Raw genomic sequence first — 24,268 nt, 5'->3', positions numbered from 1 at the left:
TTTGTTAATCTAATTATAGCATAAAATTTTTAGAAAAAAATATATAATTTTATTATAATTATAGCTATTGAATTGTATTTTGTTCTTCTATATCAATAAAGATTATATTTTATTTTAATATATCAAATCTATCAATTAAGTATATATTTAAAACTGGATATTTAACTGTGTTTAATGAAAAAAAGAATTTAAGTACCCAGTAGTAATATATTTTTTTCAACTAAAAAAATATGTTTACAATTTTATAACGTAGACAAACTATATAATTCTATCATTAAGTCAAAATATTTTCTATTTTTAAGAAATTTGATATGTTCTTCAAAAGGAACTACATATGCATATATATATTCACAATTGTGCTTTTGAGCTTTCCTAACTCTATGGATACCATCAATAAGAAGATTAGCTCCATTATAATTATCAATAACAATAATTGGTTCATATAAATTGACAAGTTCAATTTTTGATTCATCTACACTTTGGCCATGAGTGATAAGATTTGTATATTGAACTTTATTAAGTTTATAAAGATGTTTTCTTGAACTTTTAAGGTAAACTAATAATTTACTTATATTCCAAATAACAATGGAGTCCGTAAATGTATCATCGCCTTGTTCAGTATTAAAACTTTTATAAAGTAGATTCATATGTTATAAGCACTTCCTTTACTATTTTATTTATAATTTTAAAATTGGAAAGCTAAAAAAACAGACTTCTTTGTTGCAACCATTTTTTTAATTCATCTTTATATAAATTAAATTTAATTTCGGTTTCATATAATGGATGTCTAGGAAATCCTTTTTTTGTAAGGGTATTTATGCAGTATGGCTGCTTATCTAGCTTTTTTATAATCTTTAAAACTTCATTTTCTCTTTCTCTATGCTCAGATGCAACTTTATTACCCCATGCAAATATAACATAATGACTATTTTTACACTCTTCATGGATTATTTTTATATTTTTTTCCCATGAAGCCTTGTTGAATTCATTAAATTTTTTTAGCTCTTTAGCATTTGGTGCAATTATTGTAAATAAATTCAATATAGATAATGTTTCTACATTTTTAAATTCATTATAAATACAATCTATAATTTTATTAGCAGTAGGGTCTGAATAATTATAATTTGCAACACTTGGATTTTTCATAATAATTGTAGCTTTTTCATTGCATATTTTATTTCTTTTAAATCTTATTTTCAATAAGAATCTTTCAGTTTCAGTTATATCTATATCAGTTATATCTCTTAACAATGTTTTTCTATATGTAGACATATTTTTAATTATTTATCTCCTTTTAATCTATTTAAGTTTAAAATATATTATATAGTAAAAATTGTCAATCATGAACAGTTCCTAGAATAATAAATATAATTTGAACTTCTCATAAAGAAAAAACTAACTTATTTTATTGTCCTTTATATTTGGTCAAGATATAATTATTATATAAATTAAAAATTGAAAGGATATAATAGCATATGCAACCATTTATTACAGTTGTTTCTTCTTGGACTACACTTTTTTACAATACTTAGTATTGTATATATTAAACAATGATGTTTTTATAGAATATAAAGAAATTTATGATGAATCATCTTGGGGGCTGGTAATATCAATAATGTTATTTACTTTTATTCTCAGAATCTTAAGAAGAATTATTGATACGTTTTTTGTATTAAAGCCTATAGACATTATACATAAGGAAAATGCTGAATTAGTTGCATTGAAGGCTGAAAATCAAAACTTAAGAGAAGAACTTTTAATCTTAAAAGGTGTAAAAAAATATTAATTTATATCTAAAAAGCATTCTCTATTTTTAGACAATGCTTTTTAAATTACTTTAGATACTCCAATCCAAGTAATTCTAATATTTCAATTTCACTTAATTCTAATATTTTTGATAGATTTTCAAATTCATCTATTTTAAAATCTATAATTCCTTTTTCTCTCTTTGAATATGAAGCTACTGACATATTCAAAAGAGAACTTAACATTTGATGTGTATATCTTTTTTCAATTCTAAGTTTTTTTAGTCTCTTTAAATCCATTATGGAATCCCCTATATTTATTTCAAAATAAGAATGCTTTAATGGTAAATTTAATAACTCAAAAACTTCTTCTTTATTTAAATCTAACGCTTTTACTATTTCAATAAATTCAGCTAATTTAAAAGAAGTTTTTCCATTTTCTTTATCAAAATAAGTAGAATATGGTATTCCTATTTTTATACTTAAATCTAATTTTGTGCATTCTGAATGCATTCTAAATTCTTTTAACTTTTCTAAGTTCATATTTACCCCCAAACAAGTTTAAATATAGAAAATAAAAAAAAGTAAATTAAAGCTTATCATTCTTTAGGGCTTTTGTGGAATATTAGCTCTATTATGTTCCAAGTTCTAGTTATCTTATGTACTAAAAAACACTATATTTATCATAATATTAGCTATTTTATATAATTATAGTAACATTATCATTTTACATTTCCTAAAGCCATTACAAGCTATTTAAATGACACTATATACATATTTCAATACTATTTTCTATAGTATTAGTAATTCCTTTTATATTTTTACTTTGATATATTAAAATAAAAATTTTATCTATTGAACTGGTCTCTTATTTCTCTATCTTTACGTACTTCTTCTTTCATGTATTTTAATATATTAACTAGCATTCTAATTTCATATTCATCACAATCATCAAAAATTTCTTTAGCTTCTGCTTCAAATACAATTTTGGAAGTTAATATATTATCACAAAGTAATGTATCAATATTAACAGAAAGAGCATTAGCAATATTAATTAAAGTAGGCAAACTTACCTTAGTTTTACCCCGTTCGACATTGCTCATATGAGATGGTGTTATATCTATTTCTTCAGCAATAGATTCTTGAGTTATACCTTTTTTAATTCTCGCAATTTTAATTCTTTTTCCTATTTCTTTATAATCTACTTCCATATTCACAATTCTCCTTTCTGTTTTTATATTGTAACTATTTGTAGAGTATATTATAATAATCTGTATAACAGAAAATTATATACAGATTATTATGAATTGGATTTATTTACATTTATAAAAAGGAGTGTACATATGACTAACTCTAAAAAGGAAATAGAAGAGATATTTAAAAGGGTTGCTTATGAAAAAGGTATTTCTGAAGAAGATGTTAAAAAAAAATAGATAAAACAATTAAATTTATTAAAAATCATGCAAATTTAAAAAAAAGAATCTGGTTTAAAAAACGTTTTGGAGATAGTGTTCCTACAGCAGAAGAATTTATTTACGAGATATTCAAGAAGCTAGAATAATAGATTTTTCACATAAAAATTTGATTATTTAATACAAAATAAAAGCCACTCTTTATAAGTGGCTTTTTATTCAATTTAATTTAATCTTTAATTAGTTGTTTAGAAATATTTAAATTCTTCTTCTTCAAAAATAATGAAATAATCTGTTGTATTTATGTTGAATTTACTAAGATTAAATGTAGAATTTTCTTTATCAAAAGAAAAATCATTTAAAATGGGTTCAATTTTTATACATCCTTTTATATTATTATATACATATTTAATAGCAGGCATTTGACATAACAAACTCAAATATACATGTAAATCAAAATTATTTAAAGCATTAATGTCATTTGAAGAAAAATGTAATTTTTCATCTGATTGTTTACATTTTTCCATTAAGGAATAATTACAATTAGATTTAAACTCTTTATAAGATAAGGTATTTTTGTTTTTTTCTATTAAAGAAAAAATATACTGATTCGATTCTGAGAATAAATCACTGGAATCTAATATAAAAGTAGTTGATTTTATTGTATTGATGTAGTTATAGATTTTACGACTTATTTCTATTTCAACGTTTTGACTATCAAGGTCTATATGATAATTTGAAATTAAACTTGAGCCAGCAAAATCAGATAATGTATTTTCATCTTTTACAAGAAGCTTTATTCTTTTCTTTAATAATGAGTTAAGAGAATCTTGTACATCATATACCAAATTTCTTACTATTGAAGAATTAAAAACATCTTTAAAATAATCAATAGGTACAGTTATTTTATAAAAAAATTTATTTTTTGTAATTGGTACAACTTTATATAAATCTAAAATATAAAATAAAGTTTTAATTTCATATAAAGGAGTGTTTTGATAAAACATATCCATTTTATCATCTATTGATATATTTATATTACTAGAATCTTTTAAATCTGATAAACATAATATATAGTCAGCACTAACATTATAAAAGTTTGCAAATGCTCTAATAATATTTGCATTCATATTTTGTGTTTCATTTTCATATCTTAAAATACTTCTTTCAGTTAACCCAATTGCTTTAGCAACTATATTTGATGATAAATCAGCTTCTTTTCTTAATTGTCTTAATCTATTCATAAAATCCTCCTATTTTAAGTTCCTAAAATCATTTTCTCTCAAAATTAATATAGGATTATTTATATCTATATTGAACTTACCTATTTCAAATGATTTTTTATCATAGTTGAAAGTAAAATCATCTAAAAAACGTGTTAGTAAAATTCCAGAATCAACTTTTTTAGCAACAATCATTTTATATTTTAATAAATTGAAAAAACGATATAATAAATCAAAATCATCTAATGTATTCATTTCTTCATTTGAAGTCTTAAGTAATGGTTCTTCTTGATAATTAAATAAAGGTTTGAGTTCATCAAATGTTATGGCTTCATTATTTTCTATTAAATAAGAGATAACTTTAATTGAATTCTCAAATAAATTATGATAATTTAATAAAAAAGTAACTGAATTCTCTGCTTTTAAATAATTAAAGAGAGCTTGGCTTATTTCTATATCAAAAACTTTATCAGAATAAAAGTAACTTGTAATTGTATCTGTCTCAGATAGAATGTATCTATCATTTCTTTTGGTAAAGATTTTTAATGTTTTATTATGTAATATTCGAAGTGAATATCTTATAGAAGAATATAAGTATTCATAAGGAGAATTAAAAATCACTTTAAATTCATCAATTGAAAAGGTTGCTTTATAAGATTCTGATTTAATGAGCTTATTAAATATAAAAAACAATAATTTTAATTCATAGCTTGGATTTGTTTTATAAAAACTGTCAACCTTGTATTGTGATAATATTTTTATATCACTTGTGTCTTTTTCTTCTGATAAACCGAGTATATAATTGTAACTGACATTATAAAAATCTGATATTTTTCTTAAAATGTCGTGTTCTATATATCCATCTTCATTTTCATATTCTAAAATAATTTCATCTGAGACATTTAAATTTTTAGCCAAACTTTGTATAGAAAGTTTTTTTTCAGTTCTTAGTTCTTTTAATCTATTCATAAATTCCCCCCCTTTTTTTATATACTTTATTATAACATAAAAAAGACATTATATGTCTTAGATGTAAATTTAAAATGAAATTTTAGACATTATATGTCTTAAAGATATATATATTTAGGAAAATAAAAAGACACTTCAAGTTTTTTAAAGAAGTGTCTTTTTTGATTATGTAACTACATGTGCAAACGGCTTGCCATGCCATCAAAAGTATTGTATCCTAAAACTCCATCTGAAGTTAAACCATGTCCTCTTTGGAAATGTGTTACTGCATTATATATGGAAGGAGCAAATGCACTATCTAAACCAAGATTATAATTTAACTGACGTAGTAGTAATTGTACGCAGTGAACATTTGAACTAAGAATACTTTTATCATCTGGGATAAATATCTCAGCATTTGGATAAAGTTTTATTTATAATTTTTTACAAGCTACTACTCTTTATAGTAGTTGGTGGTTGAGTTGATATTTTTTACAAAATAAATATTTTTTATATTTAAATTGAAATTTTCTAATTCAAAAGTATTAGAATCTTTATTGAATATAAAGTTATCTAAAACAGGTTTAATTGTAATTACATTATCTTTGTTTATATTGATTCTCAATACTTTACAAAGTTTTTTAAAAAAATAATTTGGCTCTAGATAGGATAATTTTTTAAATTCTTCAGACGAAATATATCTTGTATCTTTTTTTATCAATTCAAAGATTGTCAAAATCTCATTATCAAATACATTATCTAAATCTAAAATAAAAGTCATATTATTTAAATTATATGTATCTAGTAAGCTATAGAAATCTTTCCAAAACTTTATTTCAAATATATCTGTATTATAATTAAAATTAAATCGTTCAAACACTCTCATTATGATTGGATAAATAGAATTTTCATTTTCTTCTATAATTCTTACTGATATTCGCATAAATGAATTCAAATAGTCTACAAGTATAGTTTCATTTATATTTTGATAATTAATATCATTTTTTAATTGATTTGCATTTATCTTAATTGTATCAGCTTTATTAATCACTAAATCATTTATAAGTAGATATATTAATTTTAATTCTTTGAAATCAATTATTTTATCAAATAATTGGATTTTATTATCTATTAATAATTTAGTACTATTTTTGTCTTCTGTATTTATAAAATTACGTTCATTTGTAGCATATAATAAATAATCTAAACTTACATTATAAAATTCTGCTAATTTTTTTAATGTACTTAGGCTAACTTTTTCTTCATTTTTTTCATATCTAAGTATAGTGGAACTTGATACATTAAATATTTCACCAAGTTTTTTTGAAGATAAGTTTTTTTCTTTTCGCAACTCTTTAAGTCTATTCATATAATGACCTCCTTTATAAAAAGTATAACATAAAATCGTTATTATATAGCGAAAATTTCAAATTATATCAATAAAAATTCATATTATGATATATTTTAGAAAGATTAAATAAAAAAGTAGCATATTTTTAATGTATAAACATACTATTTAGATAAATATAATTACTAACTTAAAAATATTCTTAGAGAAGAAGGATATATGTTATGTTATTTTAATTTTTAATTTCTGTTTCTACATAAAAAAGACACTTCAAATTTTAAAGAAGTGTCTTTTTTGATTATGTAATTACATGTGTAAACGGTTTGCCATGACATCAAACGTATTGTATCCTACAACTCCATCTGAAGTTAAGCCATGGCCTCTTTGGAAATGTGTTACTGCATTATATGTAGAAGGGCCAAATTTACTATCTAAGGAAAGGTCATAATTTAACTGACGTAACAGCAGTTGTACGCAGTGAACATTATTTCCTTTTGTAAGATGACCATATCCAACGAGTGTACGAGTGCTTATTGTATAGTTACTATCACCTGTTATAGTAATGGTAGCTTTATCTGGGTCATATTTTCCATAATTCTGTGAATATGTTCCCATACTTTCGTCTTCTAAGCTAAGAATACTTTTATCATCTGGAATAAATATCTCAGCATTTATGTCAGGTTCTACATTTAACTCCTTACATTTTTGCTCATAATATTCTTTAACTTGCTCTGGTGCAGTTTCATACTTAAAAGTATATCCTGTGCTTTTGAAATATATTACAGACGACGACTCATTTTGCTTTGTATTATCGTCTTTTTGCTCTGCGAATGCTACACTTGTTAATGTAAGCATTAAACAACAGAAAAGAGCTAGAACTTTTTTTAACATAAAATCCCCCTAAAAAATAATTGTATTTCTACTTAATAAAGTCATCACTTTTAGTAGATACTTCTATTTTATCAGATTTTTTCGGAATTTCACCTAAAATTTCACAAGTTTCTTCATATATTTTTCGATATTTTTCTGGTGCAGTTTCATATGTATAATCTATAGTCTCTGCAAATTTAAAACCAGTAGGTTCAGTATTAGATTTGTTTTCGTGTATTTTAGTTTGCATGGTTTCTAAAATATTAATTTCTAGAAAAGATGTGCTTGTAATTATAAAGATTAATACGCCTAATACAATACCATTTCTACCCTTATTTTTTAGAATATTTTCGAGTCTTATTTCTAAATCTAATTTATTAAATTCTGTTGTTAACAGTGCTACATTAGTGTTGTTAAGAATCTCTATTGATTTAAGTAGGGTCATACCATATGCTTTTTTATCTTTGACAGAACAATTATTTATAACACTCTCATCACAACAAAGCTCACAGTCTGTAGAAATTCTTTTACTCATAACATAAATAAAAGGATTAAACCAATACAAACTCTTTGTAAATATCACTAAAAATTTTATTAGTATATCTTTGTGTTTAAAGTGTATTAATTCATGTTTTAAAATCCAATATATGTCATTAATATCGTATGAGAAAGAAGGTAAAAGGATGTATGACTTAAATAATCCAATACCTATAGGACTTTCTAATTCTTCTGTATATCTTAATGTAATAGTTTTTTTAATATTTAATTCAGATAATAAATTATAATAAATGTTATTGATACTTTCGTTTTTTACTTCAAAAGAAGTATCAATAACTAAATCTTTAAATTTAAAATATTTAGATAATACATTGTATAAAGATATTATTGCTACAATTGACAAGATTAATAATATAAAAAAAGAAACATTTATTTTTTCTTTAAAATTATTGTTAAGATTAGAAATATTGTTAATTAGAAAATATTTTTGAGGTGTATCTACAAAAAAATCTACTGAATAATTAAACATAAAAAATAACATTCTAAATATAATAATCAACCAAATATAGTAATTAAACTTTTTACTAAACCTTTTAAATATAAAAACCTTTAAGAACATTAATATACAAATGTAAAGACTACTTATAATAGTTGTCTTTAAGATATTGTAAAGTAAATAATTATTCATCTTCGTTATCTTTAAAGAGCTCTTTAAAAGATTCTACCTTATCTTCTGGAATAGCATGAGTATTAATTAGTGAAGTAACCCAACTTTTAATAGAATTGCCGTGGATACTTGTATTAAATAAATTTGTTTCAAAATCTTTATATTCTCCATCTTTAACAATAATTGTATAGTGAGTATATCTGCCTATTTTATTAGCTTCCAAAAATCTTTTTTTAACAAGTCTTGATAAAAGTGTAAGTGTTGTTGTTTGTTTCCAACCATATTCTTGCTCCATAGCAAAAATAACATCTTTGGATATTACAGTATCATTTTTTCCCCATATAAACTTCATAATCTTTAATTCTGCTTCTGGTATTTTTTTCAACATAGTATATTCCCCCCTTTTACTTTAATACTACAAAACTAGAGTAAAAGAGTCAAATAAAATTTTCTATGAATCAAAATAAAATATATGTCAAGGAATTTGACAAAATTTTGTGTTAAATCCTTCAATAAAATCGAAGCAAGGCAAGTATAAATATTGTAACTATTTTTATATGCAAAATAAAAGCATCTTTATAGCTCAAAGATGCTTTTATTTTTAAAATTTTTAGTCAGTAGGGATAAGATTATCTTCATTTACAGTAGAAACTTCTATTATATCTGAATCATTAGGAGTTGTACCTAGCTTTTTACAAGTTTCCTCGTACCTTTTTCTATATTTTTCTGGTGCAGTTGCATATGTATAATCTGTAGTTTCGAAAAATTTAAAACCATCATTCTCGGTATTAGCTTTTTCAGAATTTATTTTATTTTTGATGGGTTCTAAAGCATTAATCTCTAAAAAAGAAGTACTTAAAATTATGAAGATTAGTATTCCCAATACAATACCATTTTTACCCTTGCTTTTTAGAATATTTTCGAGTCTTATTTCTAAATCTAATTTATTAAATTCTGTTGTTAATAGTCCTGCATCATTAAAATTAGCAAGTTCTATCGAATGTAGTAAAGTCAGCCCATATAATTTTCTCTCTTTGATAGAACAGTTATTCATAACACTTTCATCACAACAAAGCTCACAGTCAGCAGAAATTTTTTTACGCATAATATAAACAAGTGGATTAAACCAATATAAACTTTTTACAAATTCTACTAAAAACTTTATTAATATATCTTTATTTTTAAAATGTATTAATTCATGTTTCAAAATCCAATAAATTTTATCTCTATCATATGGTAAATCTAGTAATAATACATATGATTTAAATAAACCTATACCTGCTGGGCTTTCTAATTCATCTGTATATTTTAATTTTATGTTCTTTTTTATATTTAGTTCAATTAATAAGTTTTGGTATATATTGTTTATGTATTCATCTTCTACTTCATAAGATGTATCAATAATTAAATTCTTAAATTTAATATACTTAATTAATAGATAAGACCAAGAAGCTATAGCTCCGATTATCCAAAATAATAATATGAAAAAAGAAATATCTATATCTGGATTAATTTTATTATCTAGTTTGGTAATATTATCAATTAAAACATAATCTCTAGATGCTTCTTTAGTAAAATCTATAGAGTAGCTGAAGAAGAAAAATATCATTCTAAGTATAACAATTAACCAAATATAATAATTGAACTTCTTACTAAATATTTTAAATAAGCTTGTTTTTAATAATAACAATATGCATATAGAAATGCTGCTTATAATGGTTGTTTTTAATAGACAATCAAATAAATAGCTCATAAAAATTACCTTATCCCCCTAAAAAACGATTTCTGTTATCTTATTTTATAATTTTATATATTTTAAAACTAATATTCAACAAAATGGAAAAAATTACCTGTAGATGTTTTGAAAAAATAGCTCTATTATTTAATATAATATGTTAAGGAGCATAGATAGATGGGACTCAGAAAGATAGAAGAAAAATATAAAAAAGTGTTAATCGCAATAAAACAAATAGTTAAAGACTATGATGATAAATTTATACATTCAGTTTCTACAATGCATAAAGATAAACACTTAACTGAAGAGAAACTTCATGAATTGGAAAACTGGGTTAAAAGCTGGGAAGATGAAGATTAATATGTAAAATCATCTTAAAAAGAGTTATATGTTTAAATAACTCTTTTTATTTATTAGCTTTACTTAAGTTCTTTTTTAAGACAGATACAACTTCTGAAACAGTTTTTAATCCATCTAAATCTAAATTTTCTAGACCATCTGTTATCTCACTTTTTATAGTATTTTTGTAATGAGGTTCTGCATATTTAACATAATTTCTAAGAATTATATCAGAAGTTGTGTCTAATTCATTTACGATTTTAATAAATGTCTCAAGGCTAGGTATTTTTCGACCTCTTTCAATGTTGCTTAAATGATTGTATCCTATACCAACTTTCTCGGCTAATTCTTCTATTGTAATTCCTAACTCTTTTCTACGCTCTCTAATTCTTTCACCTAAATAATCTATATTCAAAATTTATATTCTCCTATTTTTTATATAATTCTTATTAAATAGTATATATTTTTAAATGAATACTTTTAACAATCTAATAGGTATAAAACTATCTAACAGGATGTATTTATAAAAATATTCTATGCTTATCAAATGAATTTATGCAAAAAAATTAAAAAAAGAGCTACTTTATTAAGCAGCTCTTTATATATTAAAATTAAATGTAATTATTTTCTTTTTCTATTAAAAAACAAAAGTATAGCAGAAAACATAGCAATTATAGAAAACCCTAGTACACCTGTATCACCTGTCTTTGGAGAATTAATTCTATTAGAATCACTAGAATTTAAATTACTTTCAGTAGAATTATTATCTATAGATGTATTATCCTTTATAAATGAATTATTATTATTATCTTCAGTTGGATAATTAGGATTTTTATTACTATTTTCTTTATCAGTTTCATGTTCATTTTCTTTAAAAGTTCCATCAGGGAATATAATTCCTCCGTTTGGAGGAACTATTACACTTCCATCAGGAAATGTTATCTCTGAATCTGGAGGAACAATTATATTTCCTTCCTCATCGATGCTGGGCTTCTCTCCATCGGGGTTTGGTTTAATCTCAACATCATCAGGTGTTACAATGACGCCATCAGGAAAAATCTTATTTCCATCTTTATCTATATAATAATCATTCTGACCACCTTGATTTGCATCATCATCAATATCTGGTAGTTTATCATCATTATTATTGTCATCAGGCTGCTCAGGTTGGTCAGGTCTATCAGGAATGTTATTATTATGTTCATTGTCATTGTCATTTCCGCCCCAATCAGGTCCAGGGTCAGGTAGTTCTCCATCCCCATTATTCCATCCACCTTCTTTTACAAGAACAGCAGCTGAACGTATAGAAGTACGATTATCACTATTTGTTACTTTGTATGTGATACCATAAACGCCTGGCTTTATAGTATTTACAGTTCCACTCATTTTGACTTTATCTGTTAAATATCCATCAACCTCATCATATGCATATAATAATCCACTTTTTGAGTTAAAGTCATCTCCAACTGAAAGATATACATCTCTTACTTGCAGTTGTGGCCAACGAGCATTCTCCCAGTCTCCAATGTCTACACTATTATCAGGAATATCTTCTCCTTTTTCTAGAACATGCACAATTCTAGAGAATCTAATTCTATTATCATCAGAATCGCTTACTGAATATGTTATAAGATAAGAACCTACTGTATTGTTATCTAAATCTGTTTCATAAGTTATTTTATCAGTCAAATCTCCATCTTCAGGGTCTATTACTTTTACACCTTTTCTTATTCTATCATCACCATAAATATCTCCAACCGTTATATATTCTTCATCCCACAATGTAGCTTCTGGCTTTCCATTATTCTTATTAGGTTTATTAGGAAGTGAGCTCTTGTAATCTTGGACTATAACCTTACAATTCTTTTCAGATGTTTGACCCTTAAAATCTGTAACACTATATTTTAAATTATATTCCCCTGTTTCAAATCGGTTAACATATCCTTCGATTTTTATATATTTTGTTAAGTCTTCACCTCGAAAATCTTTTGCTGTAATACCATCTAGAACATTAAGATTGTCTCCAACATTTATTATTTTTGTGCCAATCTCATCTAGAACAGGTACACCATATGCACTTATAACAGGAGGGATTAAGATTTCTTCTTCAGAATCTACTCTACCTATTTGATAATGAATGACATCTCCTTCATTTCCGAATGAATCGACTGGCATAAAATGTATATACTTGTTCCCTTTATGTTCAAAAATAATTTGATTAGGAGATAATGATGTAGTTAGCATACCTGTTTTTAATGTATCCTCTCTCTTATTACTTAGCTTATACTTATATGCTTTCACGTCACCAACTATATGCCCTTCAGTACCCCACTCATGACCTTCTTCTGTTGTCATATCTCTTATTATTAAGTTGTTATCTTTGAGTCTAGTCCTAACCTGATATTTTTCAGAGTCGCCTATTTCCACTGCATTAATATTAAGTGTAATTTCATCTTCTAACTCTTCTGTATCCATATCACTTCCATGAACATTTTTTACTCCTGGACCAAACACATCTTTTGCATTTTCATCAGTGAAGCTTAAATCTTCAGTGTAAGCAATTGTTTTATAAATGTTTAATTTTTTATCAAGTTTTCTTACTTCATAAAATACTTTATCTCCAAGTTTATTTTCGTCCCAACTTACAATTAGGTTGTTTCCATCTAAATTTGCTTCTACTTTTATTTCCATATCACCATAAACAACGACTTTTCTTTTTACATCTCTTACATTGCCTTGTGCATCTTCTACATGATAATTTAACTCATATTCTCCATTTGTATTTGTATCTACACTACCTTGAACCTCAATTTTACTTGTCAAATCACCATCTTCAGTATCATAAGCTGAAATATCTTGCATTTCATCAAAGTTACTTCCTTCTTTTACCCTAGCTGTATAAACATTTCGTATAATAGGTATGTGGTTAGTATCATATTTTCCTCCAATTAAATGATGATATGTTTTGCTTACATTTCCATTTTTGTCGATAGCTTTAACATGTAAGAACTTAAATTTACTATTAGAAATATCTATATCTTCTACATTTTTAGCATTTACAAAATTAGCTGCTTCAGTATCTTCTTTACTGTTAATAATATAATTAAATCCAGCTAATCCAGATTCCACAGAGCCATTTTTTACTTTTGATGAGTTAATAACATTTCCATTTCTGTCGATAGCTTCTATGAAATATCTATAAGTAGAGGATAAATCCCTTGCAACTAACTTTAACTTTGTGTCAGTATTTGTTGCCTTTTTAAGTATAGAATTAAGTCTAGAGTTTTTAGTTTCTTCAGCTTCAGAGACTTCATTTAGGTATGTTACAACTGGAGAACTAACATCTTTGGCTTCAGTATCTGTAAATTCTGTATTGCTAAAAATACCTTTTTCTTTAAAATCAAATCCGTTTGCATCTGTTTTATATACTATATATCTATCAGCATCTTTTACCTCATCCCAAGTTAAATTTAATTTATCTTTAAATTCTTTTATATCAAGTTCTACATTCCCTGGAACATGCACCTTTACTATTTCCTCAGTTTTCAACCTTTTTGAATCTTGTACACTATACTTTAATTCATAAACTCCTTGTACTTGGTTATTAATATCCCCCTGCACAGTTATCTTTGATGTCAAATCACCATCTTCCATGTCGTAAGCTGTTACATTTTTTAATTTGTCAAATTCTTCATCTATTTCTATAACTTGATTTAGACCAGGTACAGTTAAAATAGGTGCATTATTGTGAGAATCATCTGAAAGCTTGATGTGTTTTGTTTTTGTGCGATTACCTGCGTTATCAATAGCTACTATATGTAGATAATCATCTTCACTTACACCTTTAAACTCAAAACTACCATCAGCATTATTTACATCACCTAAAACTTCTGTATCTGGCTTTTTATCAAGAATATAGCTATAACCTTTTAATCCTGTTCTTATTGAAGTTTTTACTGTATTAGAATAGGCTATTTCATAATCATCTGAGTCATATGCCTTGACAGAGTATTCATATTCGCTTTCTAAGTCATCGCAGTCGAACTTTAATTTAGCAGACATCTCTTTGCTTAATGTAAAAGAGAAAAACATATTTGGTGCATCTAAGTCTTGTCCATTTACATCTTTTAAATTGTTACTTGAAACTTTTATATATTTAGATTTACTATCACCTATTTTTTTTCTTTCTATTACATAATAAGAAGCTTCCTTATATTTATCCCATGATAAATCTATAAAATTTTCTTTATCATTTGCATTTGCACTTATTGTAATATCTTTATTAGAGACAATTTTTTCTATATAAACACTATCTTCGTATTTATATGTCCCACCAATATTTTCATTTTTTTCATTCTCAAATTCAACAACAAAACCTTCAATGTCAGTCCAAATAGGATTAGGTGAATTACTTGTATCATTCCACAATCCGTTACTATTTTTAATTGATACTAAATAATCCTCACCATCTGCATCAAAATTATTTGGTTCACCTGAAGCCCAGTTTGTCCACTTAAATATCTCTCCTTTTACATTCCTCCATTCTCCTTCTACTACCTCATCTGTACCATCTAACCAAACCGTTTTTGAAGTTAAACTATTAAATATATCTAAATCAGTTGGTGAAGAAATAGTAGCTAAATGTCCTTTCAAGCCCTTATACTCCATGTTTTCTGCTTCTTTTTTTGCATTTTTCCACGATATTCTTTTAGCTTCTACAAATTGATAATAGCTCCCATTTTGAGGGTTGTATACTATATCATCAACATTATCATTTTGTAATCTTACATTAAATTTAAAACTTGTGCTATTGTCATGTTCGATTTTTACAGACTTAATTAAATTTTCTACTTCTTTAGTAGTATATTTACCTGTCAGTATTAATTGTTGACCTTTTACAGACTTTTCTACTCCTTTTTCACTATACTTAATTGTTATACTATTATTAAATCCTTCACTTATATATAATTTAAGACCATCTATTAATTCATTACTATTATTTGTAATTTGTACATTAGGAAAAGTAACTAAAAACCTTTTTCTATTAGGCTCACCCAAATCAATACTTAAATAATCAAAACTTTCTTTTACTGTTATATATTTTGTAGCTTTACTCTCTTGACCTTTAGTGTCTGCTACAAAGTACTCTAAAGTCCATTTACCCAAAATATTTGTATCAATACTATCTACTGTAGTTCCATCAGGATTTTTTATTATTATCTTAATATCTTTAGTTAAATCACCATCATAATCATCAATTGCACTAACATTTCTCATTACATTAAATTGACTTCCTTTTGATATAGATGTATTTCCACCTATGTTCAGAACAGGAGCATAATCTGTAAATATTCCTAGAACTGGTAATGTTAATACCTTACTTTTATTTCCAGTTTTGTCTATTGCTATAATATGCACATATGAGTTACTTGCCAATTCTTTAGCACTTATAAAGCCATCTTTACTATTAATACTATTGCCTAAAGAATTTGAAGGAGTATTGTTATTACTTACCTCATAACTATACCCAGCAAATCCTGATTTTATTTGTAGAGTTTTTTTATTTGAAGTATTTGTTATATCTCCAAATTCAGATATAGCATCAATATAATATTCATATTCGCTACTAATATCAGTTGAATCAAATGATATTCCCTGTTTTATACCAGAATTATATACTTTATATAGTGGAACTGTTGGTGCATCAACATCTTTTGCATCAGGAACTTCTAATTGGCTTTCAGTTAGTTTTACTTTTTCCTCTTTATTTGAAGAAATTGGTTTAAATTCCTTTTCTCCTTTTTTCTTTTGATATGCAACATAGTAATCTAAATATTTATCTTTAATATCATTCCAATCAAGAAAAACTTGATTTTGTATAATCTCAGTATCTAAAACAATATCTTGTTTAGTCTCAAAAGGTTCTACATTTATAATACTTTCATAATCAAATAAATTAGTTGTGTCAGGAGAAGGCAATTTCTCGCCTGCTTTACCAAACTCGACTATAAATCCTTTAGAATTATTATTTTCAGTTGAACCATTTGTCCATACAAAATCTTTAGTTAATATGTTTTTATGTTCATCATTTATTGTAGCTAAATTACCATTATGGCCTAGCATTTCTTGTTTTTTAGCTGCGAGTTTAGCTTCTTCTAATGTTAGACCAGGATTCGCTACCACTTTATAGTAATGATTGTTTTTATAGTTATATATTATTTTTTCAGCATTGTTGCTATCTAAAACTATATTAAATTTAAATTTTGTACGATTGTCAGTATCAATTTTTATAGATTTGATTAACTCTTCAGCTTCTTTTATTGTAAACTTATCTTGTATATCTAAACTTCTATCTATCGTAGTATTTTCTACTCCATTTAGCTCATAGTGTATTTTCATAGAGCTATTAAATTCATCACTAAAATATATCTTTATACCATCTATTTCTTTTGAAGAATCACTAGTAGTAATTTTAGCGTTAGGAAGCTTAACAAAAGTGCTTGTTACTAGAATTTCTCCAATATCAAGTTTAAATGGTATATCTTTTATAATATTAATTGTTCTTACATACTCTGTAACTTGTTTTTTAGAATCTTCAACACTATATTTTATAGTCCACTTACCTAAAATTTTTGTATTAATATTCTCCACTATAGCTCCAGCAGGACCTGTTATCTTTGTAGTAATCTTACTAGTTAAATCACCATCGATTTCGTCATAGGCACTTACACCTTCTAAAATATTGATATTACTATTTTGTTTCAATGAGATATCGCTAGGTACAGTCAAAATTGGAGCTTCATCTGTAAATAATTTTAGGATTGGAATAGTTTTAACTTCACTTATATTTCCAAAGTTATCTGAAGCAGTTACGTGCAAATAATTTTTATCAACTAATTCTCTAAATGATATAAATCCATTTGTGCTATTTTTATTTAAAGAAGTTGGAACAGGGCTATTACTTACTTCATAAGAAAATTCTTTAAAATCGCTTTGAACAAATATCTTTTCTATATTAGATGTCCCTATTCTATCTCCATTTTTATTTATTGCATTAATGTAATAAGAATATTCAGTTCCAACATCTTCAGTTTCTAATTGTATTCCTTTTTTTAAACCATCTTTCAAAACTTCAAAATTAGGAAGATTTGGAGCTTTTGAATCAGTTATTTCATAATCTTCAATTTCATTTGTATCTGCTGTAACACTCTTAGATAGAGTCCAATTTTTATCTTCTTTTTTCTTAACATAAATGTTGTATGCATATGCTTCTAAATCACTATTCCACTTCAAGTTTGCCTTTTCTAAGTTGTCTGCTAAAGTAACTTTTAAATATACATCAGGTTTAATTTTAATATTAGTAGAGACTTTATCTAAAAATCCAAGTTTGCTAACATTTGCAGTCCCCCATCCATTGTTTACAACATAATATATAGAAATTGCATCATAACTATCTCTTTGAACATCAATTTCTCTTAATTTAGTATAATCGTAATTTGGATAGAATATTGTAAAATTACCTATGTCTTTCCATGTGTTATTTTTTAACCCCTTAATATAAAAGCGATTATCTACTCCAGAAGTTTTTGATATACTTACAGTACTAATTTTTAATGGTGAATTAAATGTTATTATTGCAGTATTTCCACCTTTTCCAGAATACCAGCCTCCTGTTAAAGCTTCTGGTTTATCTGATGTAGTTCCCAAAGGAATATATCTTTCTTCTGCTAAAGTAATATTTAAATTATATTCTAAGCTGCTATCACATTTAATTTTTAGTGTCTTTAATACTTCATCCAACTGTTCTTGATTAGAAAGTGCTATAGATAAGCTATTTTGTTTTTTAGTATATTCAATGTCATTTAATTTATATTTTATTTCTATATCGTTACTAAAACCCTTCTCAAAGTTTATATTTAAGTTACCTTTTCTATATAGTAAGCCTTTAGCATTTGGAAATAATACATTTCCGTTTCCATCATTCTCATAGTCACCTAAATCTAGTTTTAAATTACCTTGAACTTGTGGTATGCTATAATTTTTTGTTATTGTAACTGGCTTACCTAATAGGCTAATAGAAAATTCACAACCTTCATATTCATCATAACTTATAGAAAAACTTCTTAGAAGCTCATTTAAAGTATCTTGTGTTAATCCTTCGATAACTATATCTTTTCCCTTTTTAGTTATCTCTTCGCCATTTATACTATATCTTATTTCTAACTCAGTTTTTGAAACAAAATTTAAATTTGCCTTATCTCTTATTTTTCCAGCAGCATTTTTGAATGTTATTATTCCATTAGAATGTTGTATCTCACCCATATCCAAGCTATCATCCATTTCAATTTTAATATCTTTTGTAATCTTTTTCCCAGAGTTGAAATTTAGAGAAAAAGACATATCTAAATTAGATGTGTTATCATGTGATATTTTAAGACTACTTAATACTTCTTTTAGTTGCTCATTATTTTCTATATTAATAACTATATTTTCATTGTTTTCTTTTTTTTCTTCGCCATCTACACTATAAGTTGTTACTAAATTTCTATTATATCCATTTTTAAATGATATATTTAAACTAGTATTTGTATTTATTTTGCCAGCTGCACTTGGAAATGTTATATTCCCTTTTCCATCGCTGTTAAAATCACCTATTTCAAAATTAGCTTTATCTATAGATATGTTTAAACATTCCTTTTTTTTATCAGACATAAAAAACTCTAAATCATAGATATGAGCCCAATCTCTTCCATATGAATAGAATTCTAGCTCTTCATAATTATTAGGAACGACATCGAATTTTGCATTTGATTGATTTGCCCCAAATGAGCCAATATCTTTCCAAGTTCCATTATTTTTCCCCCTAACAATTAAAGCGTTTTTAGAATTATATCTTATTGCAGATAGATATACATTATTTATATTTTTTAAATACATTGATGTATTATAAGTTCCTGCGTTCCATCCTACACTACCTTTAAAAACATTGCTAGGTTGATTATTTCCATAACCTATTCCTGAAGCTACAAAATTTTTAGGAATCTGCCAAGATAAATTTTCCATATCTGCATCTGAAGAAACTGAAAATATCTTTAAAGAACATCCTTCAAGTTCATCAAAAGTAATTTCTAAGCTTTTTAATATCTCATCTAGTTCCTTTTGAGAATTTATTTCTATTTTAACAGTCTTATCTTTTTTTATTATTTCCTCTCCATTTAATTGATACTTTATAGACGTATCCTGATTTTCTACATCATTGAGCTCAAAGACTATACTAGAACCAAATCCGACTGTATTTCCCTTAGCATCAGGAAATGTGATTTTATTATTTATTACTTTCTTTTCTCCAAGCTCTAAATTTAACATACTTTCAATTTTATCTACTGTTACAGAATCGGATGCAAGTTCCTCTTCTAAGTTAGAGTTTAATATAACTTCATGTATAGTAGCCCAAGCACTTCCTAATCCTCCAGTAGCTATCCAAGACGAACTTACATTAATTTCATCATAATCACCTTTTTTTACAATAGGGATATCAACTGTATTCATCTCATTCCCTTTCACTATTTCAACTGTTTGACCAATTACCTCTGATGACCCTCCTTTCTTACCAGTTATAGTGTATTGATTTTTTATGGTTGTTGATGGAGATACTTTTAATTTTATAGTATCAACTTTAGTTTGACTTGGAAATTTGAAATTGATATTTCCAGATTCACTAGGAGCATTCCAATACGTGTTTACATTACAATCAATCACATTCGCTGGATAACCTGCACCATAATAAGTTCCTGTTGTAACCGTTCCATCAGGAAAAGTTTTCTTTAGTTCCATATCTACAAGGCTTACATCAATTTTAACTTTTTGGTTTTTTGTATTTAACTTCAATGTTTTTAGTATTTCATTTATTGTTTTTCTATCATATGCCTCTGTAATTACCACTTTTTCATCACTATTTATCTTATTTCCATTAACTTTATATTCAGTTCCTATAGGTGTCGAATATTCAAGCTTTAGACTCAATTTACCAAATCCATTTACAACTGCACTTGGAAAAGTAACAAAAGAGTCATTAATAGATGGCTCACCTAAGTTTAAACTTGGAGAATCAGTATAATTAAAATGCTGTGCTTCAGTTTCATCAAATGAAATCTCGCAGAGTCTACTCATATTATCGTCAGATAAATTAGGAGTTACTTTTACTCCTTTATAGATACCTTTATCTACTTTAATAGTTTGAGTCTCCCTAGAATAGAGGTCTATAGCGTAGTCATTGGCTTCACCTATCTTTGTCCAAGTTCCATCTTTAAGTCCTTCTATTATTGCACCATTTTTTCTTCCAAAAGTTAGGTTTATTGTATCTAACTCCGTCTCTTTATCAAATATTAATTGCCACCACCCTTTGCCATCAGCACGAAAATGACTTCCTAAGTCTCCATCCACAGCCTCTTCTTGTCCAATACCATTTGAACTTATAGTTCCACTTGGTACATTAGCCAATTTCACAGAGAAATTTACATTGCCATTAGTTTTAATTTTTAATGTCTTTAGTACTTCATCCAGTTCTTCTTGATTTTCTATTTTGATATTTATGACTCTGCTTTTAAGCGATGGTTCATATGTTATTCCTTCTATATTTTTTCCGTTTTTTGTATAACTGATTTTAACATCACTTTCACCATCAAAATTGAAAAATAAATTTGTTTTTTCTTTTATAATTCCTTGAGCATCAGGGAAATTTAGAATTCCATTATTATCTTCATATTCTCCCATATTTAGTGTATTATTATTTTTAATGTCATTGTTTGTGGAATTTGCTTTAGAATCATTATTTTGTGTAATTTTTTTAATAAATTCATTTTTATACTCTTTTAATAACTCATCTGCAATGACATTAATAGGTGTATTTGAGCTTATCATTGAAGCTGCTATCAATATAGATATTATTTTTTTATTTATCATAAAAAGTATCCTCCTTTTTATTTTTCAGTTTTTTATTTTATATAATATATAAATATTTTTTATTTAATTTACTCACCATATATTTGATATATAAAATATATCTTTTGTTATTTATAAAAATATATCTTTTATATTCATCCTATATATATAATTAAATTTTTGAATTTAATTATATATATAAATTTAATATAAAAACATAGTGAAAACAGACAAACATAGTTAAAAAATAAACTTTAAAATACAAATAATTTCTATTATGACTTTCTATTATGACTTCTGATAAATATTGAAAATTGAATTTTGAAAATAATTTAATGTTTTTTAGAAAAATAATGTTAAAAAAATATTAAATATATTTAAAAATATAGGTCTTGAATTTAAAGATTGTACTTAGCTAAATTATATATACTTTGACATATAAAATAACTTCAAGCAATTTATATATCATTTTAATTATTTGAAGAAAATAGCTAGAATATGATGATTTTTAAATATGTTAGGACTTATTTTAAAACACTTTAATATACTATTAAAATAATGAAATTTTATAAAAAATCATATTAAAAATACTCAACTTATTTTCTTATATCAAAAACCTAATATAGAAAAGTTATGTTTTTATATTAAAAATTGACGGAATTATATCAAACATATTGCATCTATTAATTTTCAAAATTAAAATTTTTAATAATTTCCTTTAGGCTGATATCTATTAAAAATTGCTAAAGGTTAATAAAATAACAAAAATATTGATTAGATATAAAAAAATTATAATTGAAAATATAGAATTTTTAAAAAAGAATAAGTGGCAATAGATAAAATATATATTTATATAAACAACAAAAATTATTTAATTGAATAGACTGTAAGTTATAACGTTATACTGATTATTATCAAACATATAAAGTTAATCTATTTTAAAATGAATTTTTATGAAAGTATATAGATTTTAAGGTGATTATGGAATATTTAATCAAATATATGAAAATAAATATTTAAAATGAATTTTTATAAAAAATAAAGAGGTAGGAATAAGAATCATATATAATCAAGAATATTCTCATTAAGTGTGAGAAAAAGCATCTATTTAAATAGATTTTAAGATGGGTATAGAATTTTAGCTATATGTTTAATCGAATATATAAAAATGAGTCCTTAAAATGGATTTTTATAAAAAATAAAGAGGTAGGAATAAGAATTATATATAAACAAGGAGATTTTCATTAAGTGCAAGAAAATCGGGCCTATTTAAATGGATTTTAAGATGGCCATAAAATATTTGTTGTATATTTAATCAAATATATAAATATAAATTATTAAAATAAACTTTTATTAAAAGATAAAGAGGTAGGAATAAGAATTATATATAAACAAGAAGGTCTTCATTAAGTGCAAGAAAAATACATCTATTTAAATAGATTTTAAGATGGTCAGAAAAAAATCATTGTATATTTAATCAAATGCATGAAAATAAGTCCTTAAAATGGATTTTTCATAAAAACAACAAAATGGCACAGAATTAAGTATTCTGTGCCATTTTTACAATAAATCAAGTAAATTCAACTACTGTAAGTATTTTATAGAAAAACATATAACATAAGTGGTCAGAGGATAGTCAGAGAAAAACATGATTTAAGCTTTTTTCTTACGTTTTAAAATATATGCAGTCATACCTCTAGATGAAGATATGTATAATTGAGATTCAAATAATAGAACTAGTAAATTTAAACAAATAAAAAAGTAATAGTTAAAAATAACTATTACTTTTTTATTTGTTATATAAATATGATTCTAGGAAAGCTTCTGCATAGATAAAACAAAAAGTTCATAACTTGTATTTGTTTCTAGATTTCCATTACCTAAATCTTTTTTGTATTGACGACTTATAAATTTACCTGATACTTTAATTTTTGTATCCATTTCAAATTTATTACATGTAGTTGCATTAATACCCCATAAAACAATTGGTATGTAGTCAGCTCTTTCATAATATCTATATACTTTTAGTTTTGTATTACAACTTGCCCCAGTTCTTGAAGTATTCCAGTAATTTTTTTCACAACATAAATACCCTTCTAATTCAGCTATATTTAAATATGTTTTTTCTTCAGTATATTCTACATCCAAAACATATACATATACTAAGAGTTTCTTTTTACCATTTATTGATTTATTTTTAGTTCTTATCTGTCCATTAATTTTTACTCTATGTCCTTTTTTTAAATTACTTATAAGTTTTTTATTAAATAATAAATTTATAACATCTTCTTTATCTTCAGTTTTTATACTTAGTCTATTTTCATAAAACATTTCTTTGTAATTTGAATCAACAATAGATTCATTATCATTTTGTAATAGTATTTCATGACTAAATGTAAATTTATCTAATAACATTCCTTGTAATTGTATTTTATTTGTGCCATATTCTTTCATTATATTAATATATTTCTCCTTTCAATATTACTTAAGATAATTATACATATTATTATCTTATATCTTATATATATATACATTAGAAATA

At 25.1% G+C, this 24,268-nt stretch carries 17 protein-coding genes; 2 read left to right on the top strand and 15 right to left on the bottom strand.

Annotated features, from left to right (window positions below):
• Positions 1-242: 242 nt before the first annotated feature.
• Together ACTG46_RS20455 and ACTG46_RS20450 are read right to left on the bottom strand one after the other, a co-directional pair.
• On the bottom strand, positions 243-647 hold the full coding sequence (locus tag ACTG46_RS20455; RefSeq protein ID WP_479924276.1) for a hypothetical protein: 405 nt from the start codon (positions 645-647) through the stop codon (positions 243-245).
• 52 nt (positions 648-699) lie between these two features.
• Positions 700-1,272 carry a DUF1643 domain-containing protein gene (locus ACTG46_RS20450; RefSeq protein WP_479924275.1) on the bottom strand — a complete coding sequence of 191 codons (573 nt, stop codon included), beginning with the start codon at positions 1,270-1,272 and terminating at the stop codon, positions 700-702.
• A 343-nt stretch (positions 1,273-1,615) separates the two neighbouring features.
• Between ACTG46_RS20450 and ACTG46_RS20445 the strand changes: the two genes are divergently transcribed.
• A complete protein-coding gene (locus ACTG46_RS20445; RefSeq protein WP_479924274.1) occupies positions 1,616-1,786 on the top strand; it encodes a hypothetical protein in 171 nt (56 codons plus the stop codon).
• Between the two features lie 46 nt (positions 1,787-1,832).
• Here ACTG46_RS20445 and ACTG46_RS20440 read toward each other — a convergent pair whose 3' ends face one another.
• The 10 genes from ACTG46_RS20440 to ACTG46_RS20395 form a co-directional block, all read right to left on the bottom strand.
• Positions 1,833-2,288, bottom strand: a complete 456-nt coding sequence (locus tag ACTG46_RS20440; RefSeq protein ID WP_479924273.1) for a helix-turn-helix domain-containing protein — start codon at positions 2,286-2,288, stop codon at positions 1,833-1,835.
• Between the two features lie 305 nt (positions 2,289-2,593).
• Positions 2,594-2,956, bottom strand: coding sequence for a helix-turn-helix domain-containing protein (locus ACTG46_RS20435; protein ID WP_479924272.1), 363 nt, complete (start codon positions 2,954-2,956; stop codon positions 2,594-2,596).
• Positions 2,957-3,405: 449 nt separating this feature from the next.
• Positions 3,406-4,401, bottom strand: coding sequence for a helix-turn-helix domain-containing protein (locus ACTG46_RS20430; RefSeq protein WP_479924271.1), 996 nt, complete (start codon positions 4,399-4,401; stop codon positions 3,406-3,408).
• A 9-nt stretch (positions 4,402-4,410) separates the two neighbouring features.
• A complete protein-coding gene (locus ACTG46_RS20425) occupies positions 4,411-5,349 on the bottom strand; it encodes a helix-turn-helix domain-containing protein (protein WP_479924270.1) in 939 nt (312 codons plus the stop codon).
• A 173-nt stretch (positions 5,350-5,522) separates the two neighbouring features.
• Positions 5,523-5,714 (bottom strand): peptidoglycan-binding domain-containing protein, encoded by a 192-nt coding sequence (locus ACTG46_RS20420; RefSeq protein ID WP_479924284.1) that lies wholly within the window; start codon positions 5,712-5,714, stop codon positions 5,523-5,525.
• A gap of 68 nt (positions 5,715-5,782) precedes the next feature.
• Positions 5,783-6,697: a helix-turn-helix domain-containing protein gene (locus tag ACTG46_RS20415; RefSeq protein WP_479924269.1), complete on the bottom strand. Its 915-nt coding sequence runs from the start codon at positions 6,695-6,697 to the stop codon at positions 5,783-5,785.
• 285 nt (positions 6,698-6,982) lie between these two features.
• Complete coding sequence (locus tag ACTG46_RS20410) at positions 6,983-7,567, bottom strand: peptidoglycan-binding domain-containing protein (RefSeq protein WP_479924268.1); 585 nt, start codon at positions 7,565-7,567, stop codon at positions 6,983-6,985.
• A gap of 28 nt (positions 7,568-7,595) precedes the next feature.
• Positions 7,596-8,732 carry a M56 family metallopeptidase gene (locus tag ACTG46_RS20405; RefSeq protein WP_479924267.1) on the bottom strand — a complete coding sequence of 379 codons (1,137 nt, stop codon included), beginning with the start codon at positions 8,730-8,732 and terminating at the stop codon, positions 7,596-7,598.
• On the bottom strand, positions 8,725-9,099 hold the full coding sequence (locus ACTG46_RS20400) for a BlaI/MecI/CopY family transcriptional regulator (RefSeq protein ID WP_479924266.1): 375 nt from the start codon (positions 9,097-9,099) through the stop codon (positions 8,725-8,727). Before ACTG46_RS20400 ends, ACTG46_RS20405 begins: the two co-directional genes overlap by 8 nt.
• A 222-nt stretch (positions 9,100-9,321) precedes the next feature.
• Positions 9,322-10,464, bottom strand: a complete 1,143-nt coding sequence (locus ACTG46_RS20395; protein ID WP_479924265.1) for a M56 family metallopeptidase — start codon at positions 10,462-10,464, stop codon at positions 9,322-9,324.
• A gap of 159 nt (positions 10,465-10,623) precedes the next feature.
• Between ACTG46_RS20395 and ACTG46_RS20390 the strand changes: the two genes are divergently transcribed.
• Complete coding sequence (locus ACTG46_RS20390) at positions 10,624-10,806, top strand: hypothetical protein (RefSeq protein ID WP_021382232.1); 183 nt, start codon at positions 10,624-10,626, stop codon at positions 10,804-10,806.
• A gap of 46 nt (positions 10,807-10,852) precedes the next feature.
• Here the strand turns inward: ACTG46_RS20390 and ACTG46_RS20385 are convergent, their stop codons facing one another.
• From ACTG46_RS20385 to ACTG46_RS20375, 3 genes are all read right to left on the bottom strand, one after another.
• Complete coding sequence (locus tag ACTG46_RS20385; RefSeq protein WP_021382231.1) at positions 10,853-11,200, bottom strand: helix-turn-helix domain-containing protein; 348 nt, start codon at positions 11,198-11,200, stop codon at positions 10,853-10,855.
• Positions 11,201-11,406: 206 nt separating this feature from the next.
• Entirely contained in the window at positions 11,407-21,747 is a 10,341-nt protein-coding gene (locus tag ACTG46_RS20380) for an immunoglobulin-like domain-containing protein (protein ID WP_479924264.1), read from the bottom strand.
• 1,791 nt (positions 21,748-23,538) lie between these two features.
• Positions 23,539-24,180 carry a hypothetical protein gene (locus tag ACTG46_RS20375; RefSeq protein ID WP_479924263.1) on the bottom strand — a complete coding sequence of 214 codons (642 nt, stop codon included), beginning with the start codon at positions 24,178-24,180 and terminating at the stop codon, positions 23,539-23,541.
• Positions 24,181-24,268: the final 88 nt, after the last annotated feature.

It is taken from the genome of Clostridioides sp. LIBA-7678 (assembly GCF_056716065.1).
Note: the sequence above shows the minus strand (reverse complement) of the source record. Positions and strands in the feature narration are given on the sequence as shown.

Bases quoted from the DNA above. Each gene is read 5' to 3' on its own strand.
- ACTG46_RS20430 (WP_479924271.1), bottom strand. From the start codon at position 4,401: ATGAATAGATTAAGACAATTAAGAAAAGAAGCTGATTTATCATCAAAT.
- ACTG46_RS20390 (WP_021382232.1), top strand. From the start codon at position 10,624: ATGGGACTCAGAAAGATAGAAGAAAAATATAAAAAAGTGTTAATCGCA.
- ACTG46_RS20410 (WP_479924268.1), bottom strand. From the start codon at position 7,567: ATGTTAAAAAAAGTTCTAGCTCTTTTCTGTTGTTTAATGCTTACATTA.
- ACTG46_RS20440 (WP_479924273.1), bottom strand. From the start codon at position 2,288: ATGAACTTAGAAAAGTTAAAAGAATTTAGAATGCATTCAGAATGCACA.
- ACTG46_RS20400 (WP_479924266.1), bottom strand. From the start codon at position 9,099: ATGTTGAAAAAAATACCAGAAGCAGAATTAAAGATTATGAAGTTTATA.
- ACTG46_RS20380 (WP_479924264.1), bottom strand. From the start codon at position 21,747: ATGATAAATAAAAAAATAATATCTATATTGATAGCAGCTTCAATGATA.
- ACTG46_RS20455 (WP_479924276.1), bottom strand. From the start codon at position 647: ATGAATCTACTTTATAAAAGTTTTAATACTGAACAAGGCGATGATACA.
- ACTG46_RS20375 (WP_479924263.1), bottom strand. From the start codon at position 24,180: ATGAAAGAATATGGCACAAATAAAATACAATTACAAGGAATGTTATTA.
- ACTG46_RS20415 (WP_479924269.1), bottom strand. From the start codon at position 6,697: ATGAATAGACTTAAAGAGTTGCGAAAAGAAAAAAACTTATCTTCAAAA.
- ACTG46_RS20450 (WP_479924275.1), bottom strand. From the start codon at position 1,272: ATGTCTACATATAGAAAAACATTGTTAAGAGATATAACTGATATAGAT.
- ACTG46_RS20425 (WP_479924270.1), bottom strand. From the start codon at position 5,349: ATGAATAGATTAAAAGAACTAAGAACTGAAAAAAAACTTTCTATACAA.
- ACTG46_RS20435 (WP_479924272.1), bottom strand. From the start codon at position 2,956: ATGGAAGTAGATTATAAAGAAATAGGAAAAAGAATTAAAATTGCGAGA.
- ACTG46_RS20405 (WP_479924267.1), bottom strand. From the start codon at position 8,732: ATGAATAATTATTTACTTTACAATATCTTAAAGACAACTATTATAAGT.
- ACTG46_RS20445 (WP_479924274.1), top strand. From the start codon at position 1,616: ATGTTATTTACTTTTATTCTCAGAATCTTAAGAAGAATTATTGATACG.
- ACTG46_RS20395 (WP_479924265.1), bottom strand. From the start codon at position 10,464: ATGAGCTATTTATTTGATTGTCTATTAAAAACAACCATTATAAGCAGC.